Here is a 12,311-nt window from a genome sequence, read left to right as displayed (position 1 = left end):
TCCCTCGCATGAAGCGACTGGCAGGACTGACTGCGCTCGCCCTGGTCATCGGCAACACCTCCGGCTGCGGCTGGCTGTGGGGTCCGGACGGCTATTTCCGCGACCGCGGCGACGATTACCTCAACGCCCGCGAAACGGCACCGATGAACGTGCCCGAAGGCCTGCAGAGCAAACCGCTCGATCCGCTGCTGCCGATCCCCATGAACGTCGCCACCAGTACCGAGAAGGAAGGCGAGTTCGAAGTGCCGCGCCCGCAGGCGCTGGCCAGCTCCGGCGAAGTCAGCGACTTCAGCCTGCAGAAGAGTGGCGATTCGCGCTGGCTGATCGCCCAGCGCCCGCCGGCTGAAGTCTGGCCGGTGGCCCACCAGTTCTTCCAGGACAACGGCTTCTCCATCGCCGACGAGCGCCCGCAGACCGGCGAATTCAGCACCAACTGGCAGCCGCTCTCGCAGCTCTCCGCGCCCTTGGCGCGCCGTCTGAGCAGCCGCGTCTCCGGCGTCGAGCCCGACAGCGAAGCGCGCGTGCGCGTGCGCATCGAGCCGGGCGTGGAAACCAACACCAGTGAAGTCTACGTGCTGAGCGAAACCCGCCCGGCCGGTAGCACCGCCAGCGCCGACTGGCCGTCCAAGCCGGCCGTGCCGAGCCTGGACGCCGCGCTGCTCGACGAAATGCTGGCGAGCATGGCCACCAGCGCCGAGAAGGGCGGTTCCGTCTCGCTGCTCGCCGCGCATTCGGCCTACGACACGCCCGGCACCGCCGAGCTGAGCAAGGACGGCAGCGGCAACCCGGTACTCACCGTGGATTCCGACTTCGACCGCGCCTGGGTCAGCGTCGGCCGCGCGCTGGATCGCGCCGACATCCGCGTCGACGACCTCAACCGCAGCCTGGGCGTGTACTACCTCAACATCGCCGAAGGCGCGAAGAAGCCGGACGAAGAACAGCCTGGCTTCTTCAGCCGCATGTTCGGCGGCGGCGAGAAGACCAAGGAAGAGGAAGACGCCAAGGCGCAGCGCTACCAGCTTCGCCTGACCAGCGTGAACAACACGGTGCAGATCACCGTCGACAAAGACATCAACACCTCCGCGCCGGCTGATGTCGCGCAGGGCGTGCTGGAAAAACTCCAGGAGAGTATGCGCAGTGCACTTCGCGGTACTGGGGAGCGGAAGCCGGGGCAATTCGGCCTTGGTGAGCAGTTCTGACACCCGGATACTGATCGATTGCGGCTTCCCGCTGCGTGAAACCATCCGCCGTCTGGCGCGCCTGGGCGTAGAGCCCGGGCAACTGGACGCGATACTCGTCACGCACGAGCACTCCGATCACGTCCATGGCGTCGAACTGCTGGCCCGGCACCATCGAATACCCGTTTACCTCAGCGCCGGCACCCTGCAGGGAATGCGCAAGCCGGTGGACGCGGCGGGGCTGCTCAAGGGCGGCGACCGCCTGCAGCTGAAAGACCTGGAAGTCACTGCGGTGAGCGTTTCCCACGATGCGCGGGAGCCCCTGCAGTACGTGTTTTCCGATGGCCGGAAGCGTTTTGGCCAGCTCACCGATCTGGGAGCTGCCACGGCGCAGGTGCTGGAATGCTATCGTGGCCTCGATGCGTTGATCATCGAGGCGAACCACGATACCGACATGCTGGCCCGCGGTCCGTATCCCTACCCACTCAAAGCCCGCGTCGGCGGCCAGTGGGGACATTTGAACAACCGGCAGGCCGCCGAACTGGTGGCGCAGCTGGGCTGGGAAAGCCTGCAGCACCTGGTGCTGGCGCATCTCAGCGAAAAGAACAACTCGCCGCAGCTGGCCCGGCAAAGCTTCGTCGACACCCTCGGGTGCGACCCGGACTGGCTGCAGGTGGCCGATCAGCATTCGGGACTCGACTGGCGCACCATCGCCTGAGCCCATCCATTCAAGCAAGCGGAGCCCATCATGGAAAAACGCGAAGAACTCTATCGCGGCAAGGCCAAGTCGGTTTACACCACCGATGACGCCGACCGCCTCGTCCTGCTGTTCCGCAACGACACCTCGGCGTTCGACGGCAAGCGCATCGAGCAGCTCGATCGCAAAGGCATGGTGAACAACAAGTTCAACGCCTTCATCATGCAGAAGCTCGAAGCCGCCGGCATCCCGACCCAGTTCGACGCCCTGCTGTCGGACAACGAAGTGCTGGTCAAGAAGCTCGCCATGATCCCGGTCGAGTGCGTGGTGCGCAACTACGCCGCCGGCAGCCTGGTGCGCCGCCTGGGCGTGGAAGAGGGCCTGCAGCTCACTCCGCCGACCTTCGAACTGTTCCTGAAGAACGATGCCCTGGGCGACCCCTTCATCAACGAATCCCACGTCCAGGCCTTCGGCTGGGCGACCCTGGAGCAACTGGCCGAAATGAAGGCCTACTCCTTCAAGGTCAACCAGGTGCTGAGCAAGCTGTTCGACGACGCCGGCCTGCTACTGGTGGACTTCAAGCTCGAATTCGGCCTGTTCCACGGCAAGATCGTCCTGGGCGACGAGTTCAGCCCGGACGGCTGCCGCCTGTGGGACAAGGAAACCCGCAAGAAGATGGACAAGGACCGCTTCCGCCAGGGCCTGGGTGACGTGATCGAGGCCTACGAAGAAGTGGCTCGCCGCCTGGGCGTGCCGCTCTGATCCGACGAGCGCACGCAAGCGCCTGATACCACGCAAAAAAATCCGAAAACAAAGCTTCGCGTTCGGACTTCAAGCTGGTATCATGCGCGCCGCACGGAGAGATGCCGGAGTGGTCGAACGGGACGGATTCGAAATCCGTTGAGTCAGCAATGGCTCCTAGGGTTCAAATCCCTATCTCTCCGCCATTACAGATGGCCGAAGCCCCTGAAATTCCAGGAATTTCAGGGGCTTTGTCTTTTCCGGGGTTGCTCAATTGGGCCAAAACCCGTTCTCCCACACCCCGCTTGATCCCTCCACATCTCCTTTCCGGGCCCCGGCCCTTTCAGACGCAGTAGACAGGCTGGTGGACTTTCACTTTCGTTCCCGCCAGAGCTGCCGCACAATCGCCTGAGCTTGAAAGCCCAGGAAGCAAGGATGCGCACGAACTACGTTCTGATCGACTACGAGAACATCCCGGTAAAGTCCCTGGAGCTGTTACAGGACCTGCATTTCCGCCTGCGGGTTTTCCTTGGTCCGAATAACTCGAAACTCCCCACCGAACTGGTCGTGGCCATGCAGCGGCTGGGGGAGCGCGCCGAGTACATCCAGCTGGAAACCTCCAGTCCCAACGCCCTCGACTTCCACATCGCCTACTATCTGGGCCGGCTTGCGCTGGAGGATCCCACGGCGTTCTTCCACATCATTTCCGCTGATAAGGGTTTCGACCCGCTTCTCAAGCACCTTAAGGGCAAGGGCATCTTCGCGATGCGCTCGGCAAGCATCGAGGCAATGCCCTGCTTCAAGGCACTGCCGGCCCTGCAAGCGACGCTCGCTGCTACCGCGGCCAATGCCCAGCAAGCGCCTTCGGACAGACAGAGCGAAGAGCCAGCCGAGCATCTCAAGCGGGCGGTAGACGATCTGATTCGCCGGAAGAACGCCAAGCCGGGAACCGTGAAGAAACTCATCAACACCATTCACTCGACGCTGGGAAAAGAGGTCGAGCTTTCCTGCGCTGAAAGCGTGTACCAGCAGCTACAGAAGAAGGGCTACGTCAAAGTGAAGGGCGAGAAGGTTGCCTACTCGCTGCCTGATCACCTCTAGTTTCGTCAGGGATGAGCACTAAAGTGTTCCTTCTGCTCTGCCTGTCCATCCTCCGCATGCATTGATCTGTGGCGCGGGCAAGGCTGCGTGGAAATACGCGACGCAGCCGAACGCTGGCAACCCACCCGAATACCCGCGGCATGGCGGCTCCAGCGGAGTCTCCATGATCTTCTTTTGAGGCGACGATCTGCGTGCGATGATGCGCCAGACTGGCGAGCTGCCAGTGGTCCCAACCTTCGTGTAGACGTCATTCGAGAAGAAACATGGACGACCTTCAGAATGCTGGTGTGCGTCTTCACCAACTCAAGCTGTACGTCGACAATCACCTGCACGACCGCTACCTGGCCCTGCCACTGACCATCGTGGTGGCGGCGTTGCTGACCTTGTGGGTGCCGGTCTGGCAGGCCGTGCTATGGGCTACCCTCGAGGTCGCCACCATTGCCATGTACGTCAGCGTCTATCTCCGCTTTCGCCGCGCAAAGCCTAGCCTGCGGAGCGAGAAGTACTGGGCGCGCAGGATCGCCTTGGCGCACAGCGTCCACATGGTCCTGTGGTCGTCCATCGTGGTGTGGGCCTACGTGCCAGGCAATATCGCCAGTTTGATGTTCGTCATGCTGGTGCATGTGGGGCTGATTTCGCTGACCGTGGTCATGAGCAACCCGCACCGCCTGCTGCTCTTTTCCGACCTGGCCGCACCGACGGTGGCGCTGCTGGCTCCGCCATTGCTCGATGGCAGTCTGTTCAGTCTCGGGCTGGCGGCGCTCGGCTGGTTCTATATCGTCCTGATGCTCCTGGTTGGCCTGAAGATTCACGCCAATACCACGGAAACACTGGTGCTCAGGCAGCGTAATGACGAGCTCATCCGCAGGCTCGAACAGCAGGTCAAGTGCGATGAGCTGACGGGTTTGCGCAATCGTCGGCACTTCGTCGACACGGGCTGCCTGGAGCTGCAGCGCGCGGCGCGATACCGGTCCTCGCTTGCGCTCCTGATGGTGGATATCGACCACTTCAAGCAAGTCAACGACACCCACGGGCACCTCGCTGGCGACGAAGTGCTCAAGGCGGTGGCCCTGGCCTGCGAGGAAACGGTGCGAGCCAACGATTGCCTGGCGCGCCTGGGCGGCGAGGAGTTCGCCGTGCTGATGCCGGAAACGACCGCCCATCAAGCCGGCGCGGCGGCCGAGCGACTGCGCGTGGCCATTGCCCGGGTGCGCTGCGAATTGGGGGAAAGCCTGGTAATGCCCACGGTGAGCATCGGCGTGGCGGTTGCCGAAGTGGGCGAGGAAAGTCTGTCTTCCCTGATGCGCCGTGCCGATCATGCGATGTATGCGGCGAAGTCGAAGGGGCGAAACCGCGTGGAAATCGCCCCTTCGCGGGTGGAGGGAAATCTTTCCTTGCAGGGCGAGGCCTAGGTTAAGGCGCAGGGCTTATCCAACCGGTGGCGCCTTCCACCACTCCGGAGGGACAAGGCTTCAATCCGCTCGCCTGCCGCCCTCGTCATCCGCAGTACCCATCCATCTTTTCCCGATTCTTCTGGCTCGGCTCCGCCTGATACTGCTGCCGCCAGAACTGGCAAGGCGTGCTGTTGAAACGCTTGTCCTGCCCCGCTTTCTCGATCTCGCGATTCTGCTGCTCCTGCACGGCCTGCTGGCGTTGCAGGTATTGCTGGAACATCTCTTCATTGCTGTGCGGCGCCGGGGCGGCAGCGGGTGGCGCAGCGGGGCGAGCGGCCAGGAAGGGCGGAATATCGCGCCAGATCAGCCAGCCGGTGGCGGCCACGGCCATGCAGCCGAGCCAGATGCCCGCGGCGATGGCGAGGGTGAGTTTCCAGGCGCTGAGGTGAGTGGGGCTGTGGGGCATGGCGGCCGGGGCGTGGTGGACGGGCCCCACAGATAACCCATCGCTGACGATCGGGAAAGGGGCAGTCCCGCGACACCGGGGCGTCGCGGGCTGCGGCTTATTTCTGCGCCTGCTCGAAGGCTTCCATGGCGCGCAGGGAGTAGACATAGGCGGCGCCGGCGTTCAGGGCGATGGCGGTGGCAAGGGTCTGGGCGATCTCGGCTTCGGTGGCGCCGGCCTTGCGCGCGGCCTCGGTGTGCACGCCGATGCAACCGTCGCAGCGGGTGGTGATGGCCACGGCGATGGCGATCAGTTCGCGGGTCTTGGCGTCCAGGGCGTCGCCGTCGGCGGCCGCGGCGTCGAGGGCCTGGTAGGCGGCGATCATTTTCGGGTGTTTCTTGCCCAGGGCGCCGAAGGCTTTCTTCACGGCGGGCACGTATTCGGACCAGTTGAACAGCATGGTGTCTCTCCTTGGAGGCCGGTTGGGGTTGGCCTTGAAGCTTAGCCTGCGTCAGCCGGTTGGCGGGAGATTGTCTGTTCCGCTCATTTTCTCATCGGTGCGCACGACTGCCGCCGGGGCGTGTCGTGCGGCCGGCTCAGCAGGCGTCGAGGATCTCGTAGCGCTGCCGCGCGTTGCCCTGGCCGACTTCCAGTTCATCGCCGGGCTGGCGGTGGAGCAGGGCGCTGCCCAGCGGCGCGCGGCTGGTGATGACGAGGATTTCGCTGCCTTCGTGCTGCACCTTCAGGCCGGCGGCATCCGGGCCGAGGAACACCCAGCGTTGCTGGCCGTGGTCGTTGACCAGTTGCACCAGGGCGCTGGTCTGGATGCCCGACTGCTCGTCGAAGTCGCGCAGCTGCAGGTTCTCGAACTGCGACAGTGCCTGGCGGATTTCCTCGACGCGGCGCGACTGGCCGGCAGCGAGGTAGGCCGCTTCGAGCCCGAGGGTGTCGTACTTGTTCTCGGCGATGTTCTCTTCGTGGGTCGCGGTCTCGTGGGCCGTCCGGGCGGCGCGCACGGCGACGTCGAGGTCTTCGGCGAGGCGGGCGAGGATCAGCTGGTAGACGAATTTCTTGTCCATGGCGACGGGAGTGGAATGAAAGGCGCCTATCCTAGGGCCTTTGCCGGCGTCTGCGAAGAACCTTTCAGGACTTCCCCGCGGCGGCGCTGGCTGGTCAATGCCAGCACCTGCCACGTTGCGATCAATAGCCGGCCAGTATGTTGGCGATCCGTCCGTTGTCGGTGTCGACCAGGACGTAGTCGCCATTGACGTGCAGCCAGCGATGGCCGCGCGGCGGCGCATAGAGGTGGCGCGCTCGCCAGTCGGTGACCCAGTAGCGGTCGCCACGGTAGACCGGCACCACCACGACGCCACGATGCCAGTCGCGATGGGGTACCGGCATGCCAGCATGTGGGCGGAAGTGCGGGTCCCGGTAGTAACGCGGGTCGGCGTGGTCGTGGCGCACTTGCCGGTCATGGTCGCCCCGGTGTTGTTGCGGCCCGTGGTTGTCCTGCCGGTACGGGCCATGATCCGGGCCGGGCTGGGCGAAACTGGCCAGGGGGCTGCCGAGCGTCAGGGCGGCACAGAGCAGAGCGGCGGACTTCTTCATGGTGTTCTCCTGGTGCATCCGGCCTCGCCGGTGCGTATTTCCTGCTTTCATCGTCCGGGCGAGCCGGGCAGTTCATGAGACCGCAGCTCCGCGTCAACGAGCGCCAAGGCTAAGTAAATGTCTTGTAAAGAATTTTCAAGTCCTCTCGGTTCCCGGGCAGCGGCCGTTGCGCCGGCAGATACGGCCGGACGTACTTTGTGCGGTTGCAGCATTTGATGCTATGTTTGCAGTAAATACACCAAGAGGAGTTTCACCGTGAGCGCGCTGCTGAAGGACAACCCGGCTGCCGATGCCGTCCTCGCCAAGGCCGTGCTGACCGCCCGCGAGCACCTGGCGATGACCCAGCAGGAACTGGCCGCCATCGTCGGCGTGGACCGCAGCGCCGTCAGCCGCTGGAAGCAGGGCGGCCTGCGGGTGGACAGCAAGACCGGCGAGCTGGCCCTGCTGCTGGTGCGGGTCTACCGCGCGCTGTTCGCCCTGTTCGGCGGCAACCTGGAGGACATGCGCCACTTCCTGCGCACCGAGAACCGTCACCTGAGCGGCGTGCCGCTGCAGTTGATGGAGCAGGTGCAGGGGCTGGTGGCGGTGGTCGAGTATCTGGACGCCATCCGGGGCAAGGTCTGAATGTCCTTCGAGACGGGCGCCCGCATCTGGGCCAGGCATGCGCCGGAATCGGTCGTCAGCCCCATCCGCGGGCGCCTGGTGCGCCTGGTGGAAAGCCAGGGCCAGGTGGCCACGCTGCAACTGGTGGACACCCTGGCCGAGCAGGCACTGCTGGAGGAACTGCTGGAAACCAGCAAGCCGCGCGTGCCGCCGCCCGCCGAGCACCTGCATTACCTGTTGAAGACGCCGTTCCGCTATCCGCCGCTGCGCTGGGGCTCGCGCTTCGGCCGGCGGCATGAGCCGAGCCTGTTCTACGCGGCGCTGAAGCTGGACACGGCGATGGCGGAGTCGGCCTTCTACCGCTTCGTGCTCTGGGAGGGGATGAGCGTGCCGCCGCCGAGCGGGCGGATTCTCTCCGAGCACGCCTCGTTCGAGGCGCGCTTCCAGGTGCAGCGCGGCGTGCGCCTGCAGTTGCCGCCGTTCCGCGAGTACGAGCCGGCGCTGCGCGATCCGTCGGATTACCGCGTCGCCCAGGGCCTGGGCAGCGCGATGCGCGAGGCCGGGGTCGAGGCGTTCGAATACCGCTCGGCGCGCTGCCCGAACGGCGGGGTGAACGTGGCGCTGTTCGCCCCCTCGGCCTTCACCGAGAAGCGTCCGCGCAACCTGATGCCCTGGCTGTGCGAGACCACGGCGGAGTACGTCGCCTTCAAGCACGCCCAGGTGCCGGATACGCCGCGGCTGTTCCCGCGCGGGCAATTCCTGGTGGACGGGCGCCTCCCGTATCCCGCCTGACCGTCCGTCGTGCCGCGGCATGTCGTCGCGGGCAGCGGTGTAAGGTGCGGGATGGTTACGCAGGGAGTGCCACATGGATATACGGATAGCCGTCCACCCCAGCGACAGTCGCCGCTGGCGGGTCTACCTGAATCAGTTCTTCTTCGACTGCGGCAGCCGCGGCGCGGCTGAACGCGTCTTCGCGCGAGCCTGCGACGCCGAGCGGCAGGCGGCGCTGCTGCCCAATCCGCCCAAGGCCGCCCGGCCCGAACGGCGGCGCGCCCAGCGGATGGAATGGGTATGAGACGGTTGATACTCCCGCCATCTGACCCGCAGCGGATGACCCGGATGCCGGCCCGGGCCTCGCCCGGCTGACCCGGTTTCCTCTCGCTTTCCACCTCGTACCGACCTTTCCACCGCCCTGTTTCAGGGCGGTCGGCCCTCGCTTGGCGCGCACTTGTGCACAATGCCGATGCGCGCTGTCAAGCCCCCGTAATATTGCATCCAGTCATTTTTCTGATTCTCTTGCTTTTTATAACTTATTGAAAAATAAGGATAATTTACGTTGGTGAAAAAATCGCCAATCTGTCATGCGCCCCCGTTTCACTGGGGGTGGGGCGCTTTTTCATCACGTTTTCCACCAACTTATCCACAGCTTCTGTGGATTGTCCCGAGCGCTTGCTCAGGAGCCCTGTTCCAGGGCCTTTACAGGTGGCAAGGCGTCGCAAGGTAGCCGGCTGTTAGTATTGCGCGATCGTTTGTCACACCCCGGAGTACCGCATGCCCCTCGACCTCTCCGCCCTGTTGCTCGGCGCGCTTGCCGGCCTGTTGCCCATGGCGGCGCTGGCCTGGCGCCTGCAGTCGCAGCGTGTCGCCACGGAGCAGGAGGCGACCCTGCTGCGCGAGCGCCTGGCCAATGCGCAGCTCGCGCAGGACGGCCTGTCGGCCCAGGCCGAGGCGGATCGCGAGGCCTTCCAGCGCCTGAGTGGCCGGCATGGCGAATTGTCCGCCGAAGCCGCCGCGCTGCGCCGCGAGGTCGAGCTGGGCAAGCAGGAGCGCGAGCGCCTGGGCGCGGCGGAACAGGACTGGCAGGCCGAGCGCGCGGACAAGGAGGTCGAGCTGCGGCGCCTGTCCGCCGAGCACGCGGCCTTGTCCGCCGAGCTGCGCGAGCAGCAGGACCATCACCAGCAGCGCCTGGGCGACCTGCAATCGGCCCGCGACGAGCTGCGCGCGCAGTTCGCCGAACTGGCCGGGAAGATCTTCGACGAACGCGAGCAGCGTTTCGCCGAGTCCAGCCAGCAGCGCCTGGGGCAGTTGCTCGACCCGCTGAAGGAACGCATCCAGGCCTTCGAGAAGCGCGTGGAGGAGAGCTACCAGGCCGAGGCCCGCGAGCGTTTCTCGCTGACGAAGGAGCTGGAGCGCCTGCAGCAGTTGAACCTGCGCCTGGGCGAGGAGGCGACCAACCTGACCCGCGCGCTGAAGGGCCAGAAGACCCAGGGCAACTGGGGCGAGCTGGTGCTGGAGCGGGTGCTGGAGCACGCCGGCCTGGAGAAGGGCCGCGAGTACGAGACCCAGGTCAGCCTGCGCGCGCCGGACGGCGAGCGCTTCCAGCCCGACGTGCTGATCCGCCTGCCCGGCGACAAGCAGGTGGTGGTGGACGCCAAGGTCAGCCTCACCGCCTACCAGCAGTTCATTGCCGCCGAGGACGAGGTGATTCGCCAGCAGGCGCTCAAGCAGCACGTGCTGTCCCTGCGCAACCATGTGAAGGGGCTGTCCGGCAAGGATTACCGCCGTCTGGAAGGGCTGCACAGCCTCGACTTCGTGCTGCTGTTCATGCCGGTGGAGGCGGCTTTCTCGGCGGCGCTGCAGGCCGAGCCGAACCTGTTCCAGGAGGCCTTCGAGCGCAACATCGTGATCGTCAGCCCGACCACCCTGCTGGCGACCCTGCGGGTGATCGACAGCCTGTGGCGCCAGGAGCGGCAGAACCAGAACGCCCGCGAGATCGCCGAGCGCGCCGGGGCGCTGTACGACAAGTTCGTGCTCTTCGTGCAGGACCTGGACGAGATGGGCACCCGTCTGCAGCAGCTGGACAAGGCCTACGCTGCGGCGCGCAACAAGCTCAGCGAAGGGCGCGGCAACCTGATCAGCCGCGCGGAGCAGGTCAAACTGCTGGGCGCGCGGGCGAGCAAGAACCTGCCGACGGAGTGGCTGGAGCGGGCGTTGAGCGATGATTCGCAGGTGCTGGAGGAAGGGGAGTAACGCGAGTCCGCCTCACACGCACCGGCGTACTGCAGGGGCGTAGGATGGGTGGAGCTTGCGATACCCATGCTGCATTCGATGGGTATCGCTGCGCTCCACGCCATCCTACGAAGAGCGTCCTGTCGCGCGATCAGTAGACCGTCAGAACAGCGAATAGGGCTTGCCCGCCGTGCCGTCGGCGAAGCGCCGCAGGCGGAAGGCATGCAGGTCCATGCCCGGTTGTCCCTCCAGCATCCACTGGCTCATCAGCCGGCCGACGATGGGCCCCATCGCGAAGCCGTGGCCGCAGAAGCCGGTGGCCACCAGCAGGCCGGGGACTTCCGCCGGGGCGTCGAGTACCGGGATGCCGTCGGGCAGCACGTCGATCAGCCCGGCCCAGCTTTCCACCACCTTTACGTCGCGCAGGGCCGGGAAGGCTTTGGCGAGGTTGGCCTGCGCCGCGAACACGCGAGAGGTGTTCACCTTCACCTGTGGATCGCGCTCGCCCAGCAGCGGGCCGTTGGCGCTGCGCTCCGAGCCCGGCAGGCGCTGGCGCAGGTCGTGCAGCAGCGCGCCGTTGAGCCTGAAGGCGAAGCTCGCGCGGTTGGCCGGCAGGTGCGGCAGGTAGTGCCTGGCGCCGCGCAGGTAGTCGAGGCTGAGGTCGATGTCGGCCTGGGTCTCGTCGGCGAGGTTGATGCTGCCGTCGGCGCGCTGGCGGAAGCCGATGTTGTGGCCGATGAAGCTCTGCGCGCCGACGTCCGGGCCGGGGCTGGTGCGCGAGACGGTGCAGCGCACGGCCTGCTGCGGCAGTTCCAGGCCGAGGCTCTGCACCAGGCGCCAACTGCTGGCGCCGGCGCAGATCAGCAGGTGCCGGGTCTTCACGTAGCCGCGCTCGGTCTGCACGCCGCAGATGTCGCCGGCGGCGCGGTCGATGCCGGTGACGCCGCAGCCTTCGACGAAGATTGCGCCGCGCTCGATGGCGCGCAGGGCATAGCCGGGGGCGACCCGGCGCGGTTCGGCCTGGCCGTCGTTGGCGGTGTACAGGGCGCCGAGCGCCGGGTCGGCCAGCGCCGGCACCCGCTGGGCGACTTCGGCGCGGCTGAGCAGGCGGGTGCCGAGGCCGACGTTGGCGGCGATCTTCAGCCAGTCCTCGTGCTTCTGCCGCTGCTCCGGGGTTTCGGCCAGATACAGGCAGCCGCCCTGGCGCCATTCCAGCGGCAGTTGCAGGTCGGCTTCGAGACGTTCCCACAGCGGGATGGCGGCCATCATCAGCGGCACTTCCGCCGGGTCGCGCGCCTGCTGGCGGACGAAGCCCCAGGCACGGGTGGATTGCTGGCTGGCGATGCCGGCCTTGTCCAGCACCAGCACGCGCATGCCCTGCCCGGCGAGATACCAGGCGCTGGCGCAGCCCATGATGCCGCTGCCGGCGATGACCACGTCGACCTGCTCCGGCAGGCGCTCCACGCGGGCGGAAAGGGCGGGGTGAAGCGGGTAGGTTCCCATCGGCATACGGCGGCGTCCCTGAGTCGAGTGGC

General features: G+C 65.9%; 14 protein-coding genes and 1 tRNA gene. 10 read left to right on the top strand and 5 right to left on the bottom strand.

Features of this window, described 5'->3' with window-relative positions; all coding sequences use genetic code 11:
* Window positions 1-8: 8 nt before the first annotated feature.
* The 6 genes from bamC (at window position 9) to AC3B6A_RS19750 (ending at window position 5,129) form a co-directional block, all read left to right on the top strand.
* Window positions 9-1,199, top strand: coding sequence for an NlpB/DapX family lipoprotein (bamC, locus tag AC3B6A_RS19775; RefSeq protein WP_488398802.1), 1,191 nt, complete (start codon window positions 9-11; stop codon window positions 1,197-1,199).
* Window positions 1,138-1,896: an MBL fold metallo-hydrolase gene (locus AC3B6A_RS19770; protein WP_488398801.1), complete on the top strand. Its 759-nt coding sequence runs from the start codon at window positions 1,138-1,140 to the stop codon at window positions 1,894-1,896. Before bamC ends, AC3B6A_RS19770 begins: the two co-directional genes overlap by 62 nt.
* Window positions 1,897-1,926: 30 nt before the next feature.
* Window positions 1,927-2,637: a phosphoribosylaminoimidazolesuccinocarboxamide synthase gene (gene purC, locus AC3B6A_RS19765; protein WP_488398800.1), complete on the top strand. Its 711-nt coding sequence runs from the start codon at window positions 1,927-1,929 to the stop codon at window positions 2,635-2,637.
* Window positions 2,638-2,732: 95 nt separating this feature from the next.
* Window positions 2,733-2,822: transfer RNA gene (locus tag AC3B6A_RS19760), tRNA-Ser, on the top strand.
* 229 nt (window positions 2,823-3,051) lie between these two features.
* Window positions 3,052-3,717, top strand: a complete 666-nt coding sequence (locus tag AC3B6A_RS19755) for a PIN domain-containing protein (protein ID WP_488398799.1) — start codon at window positions 3,052-3,054, stop codon at window positions 3,715-3,717.
* A gap of 263 nt (window positions 3,718-3,980) precedes the next feature.
* The gene (locus tag AC3B6A_RS19750; protein WP_488398798.1) at window positions 3,981-5,129 is read left to right on the top strand and encodes a GGDEF domain-containing protein; all 1,149 of its coding nucleotides are present in this window, start codon (window positions 3,981-3,983) and stop codon (window positions 5,127-5,129) included.
* Between the two features lie 85 nt (window positions 5,130-5,214).
* On the opposite strand, the gene AC3B6A_RS19745 is transcribed toward AC3B6A_RS19750, so the two are convergent.
* The 4 genes from AC3B6A_RS19745 to AC3B6A_RS19730 all read right to left on the bottom strand — a co-directional run bounded on the left by AC3B6A_RS19745 (window position 5,215) and on the right by AC3B6A_RS19730 (window position 7,164).
* Complete coding sequence (locus AC3B6A_RS19745) at window positions 5,215-5,577, bottom strand: hypothetical protein (RefSeq protein ID WP_488398797.1); 363 nt, start codon at window positions 5,575-5,577, stop codon at window positions 5,215-5,217.
* 97 nt (window positions 5,578-5,674) lie between these two features.
* Complete coding sequence (locus AC3B6A_RS19740; protein WP_488398796.1) at window positions 5,675-6,016, bottom strand: carboxymuconolactone decarboxylase family protein; 342 nt, start codon at window positions 6,014-6,016, stop codon at window positions 5,675-5,677.
* Window positions 6,017-6,152: 136 nt separating this feature from the next.
* On the bottom strand, window positions 6,153-6,635 hold the full coding sequence (locus tag AC3B6A_RS19735; RefSeq protein ID WP_488398795.1) for a GreA/GreB family elongation factor: 483 nt from the start codon (window positions 6,633-6,635) through the stop codon (window positions 6,153-6,155).
* Between the two features lie 121 nt (window positions 6,636-6,756).
* Complete coding sequence (locus tag AC3B6A_RS19730) at window positions 6,757-7,164, bottom strand: RcnB family protein (RefSeq protein WP_488403647.1); 408 nt, start codon at window positions 7,162-7,164, stop codon at window positions 6,757-6,759.
* Window positions 7,165-7,419: 255 nt separating this feature from the next.
* On the opposite strand from AC3B6A_RS19730, the gene AC3B6A_RS19725 reads away from it, so the two are divergent.
* The 4 genes from AC3B6A_RS19725 (at window position 7,420) to AC3B6A_RS19710 (ending at window position 10,797) form a co-directional block, all read left to right on the top strand.
* Window positions 7,420-7,788, top strand: coding sequence for an antitoxin Xre/MbcA/ParS toxin-binding domain-containing protein (locus AC3B6A_RS19725; RefSeq protein WP_488398794.1), 369 nt, complete (start codon window positions 7,420-7,422; stop codon window positions 7,786-7,788).
* Window positions 7,789-8,559, top strand: a complete 771-nt coding sequence (locus AC3B6A_RS19720) for an RES family NAD+ phosphorylase (protein ID WP_488398793.1) — start codon at window positions 7,789-7,791, stop codon at window positions 8,557-8,559.
* A 73-nt stretch (window positions 8,560-8,632) separates the two neighbouring features.
* Window positions 8,633-8,842 carry a hypothetical protein gene (locus AC3B6A_RS19715; protein ID WP_488398792.1) on the top strand — a complete coding sequence of 70 codons (210 nt, stop codon included), beginning with the start codon at window positions 8,633-8,635 and terminating at the stop codon, window positions 8,840-8,842.
* A 590-nt stretch (window positions 8,843-9,432) separates the two neighbouring features.
* A complete protein-coding gene (locus AC3B6A_RS19710; RefSeq protein ID WP_488403645.1) occupies window positions 9,433-10,797 on the top strand; it encodes a DNA recombination protein RmuC in 1,365 nt (454 codons plus the stop codon).
* Window positions 10,798-10,938: 141 nt separating this feature from the next.
* Here the strand turns inward: AC3B6A_RS19710 and AC3B6A_RS19705 are convergent, their stop codons facing one another.
* Window positions 10,939-12,285, bottom strand: a complete 1,347-nt coding sequence (locus AC3B6A_RS19705; RefSeq protein WP_488398791.1) for an NAD(P)/FAD-dependent oxidoreductase — start codon at window positions 12,283-12,285, stop codon at window positions 10,939-10,941.
* Window positions 12,286-12,311: the final 26 nt, after the last annotated feature.

The sequence above is a fragment of the Pseudomonas sp. B12(2026) genome (assembly GCF_057767015.1).
Note: the sequence above shows the minus strand (reverse complement) of the source record. Positions and strands in the feature narration are given on the sequence as shown.

Bases quoted from the DNA above. Each gene is read 5' to 3' on its own strand.
- AC3B6A_RS19750 (WP_488398798.1), top strand. From the start codon at position 3,981: ATGGACGACCTTCAGAATGCTGGTGTGCGTCTTCACCAACTCAAGCTG.
- purC (WP_488398800.1), top strand. From the start codon at position 1,927: ATGGAAAAACGCGAAGAACTCTATCGCGGCAAGGCCAAGTCGGTTTAC.
- bamC (WP_488398802.1), top strand. From the start codon at position 9: ATGAAGCGACTGGCAGGACTGACTGCGCTCGCCCTGGTCATCGGCAAC.
- AC3B6A_RS19720 (WP_488398793.1), top strand. From the start codon at position 7,789: ATGTCCTTCGAGACGGGCGCCCGCATCTGGGCCAGGCATGCGCCGGAA.
- AC3B6A_RS19735 (WP_488398795.1), bottom strand. From the start codon at position 6,635: ATGGACAAGAAATTCGTCTACCAGCTGATCCTCGCCCGCCTCGCCGAA.
- AC3B6A_RS19715 (WP_488398792.1), top strand. From the start codon at position 8,633: ATGGATATACGGATAGCCGTCCACCCCAGCGACAGTCGCCGCTGGCGG.
- AC3B6A_RS19740 (WP_488398796.1), bottom strand. From the start codon at position 6,016: ATGCTGTTCAACTGGTCCGAATACGTGCCCGCCGTGAAGAAAGCCTTC.
- AC3B6A_RS19755 (WP_488398799.1), top strand. From the start codon at position 3,052: ATGCGCACGAACTACGTTCTGATCGACTACGAGAACATCCCGGTAAAG.
- AC3B6A_RS19745 (WP_488398797.1), bottom strand. From the start codon at position 5,577: ATGCCCCACAGCCCCACTCACCTCAGCGCCTGGAAACTCACCCTCGCC.
- AC3B6A_RS19730 (WP_488403647.1), bottom strand. From the start codon at position 7,164: ATGAAGAAGTCCGCCGCTCTGCTCTGTGCCGCCCTGACGCTCGGCAGC.
- AC3B6A_RS19705 (WP_488398791.1), bottom strand. From the start codon at position 12,285: ATGCCGATGGGAACCTACCCGCTTCACCCCGCCCTTTCCGCCCGCGTG.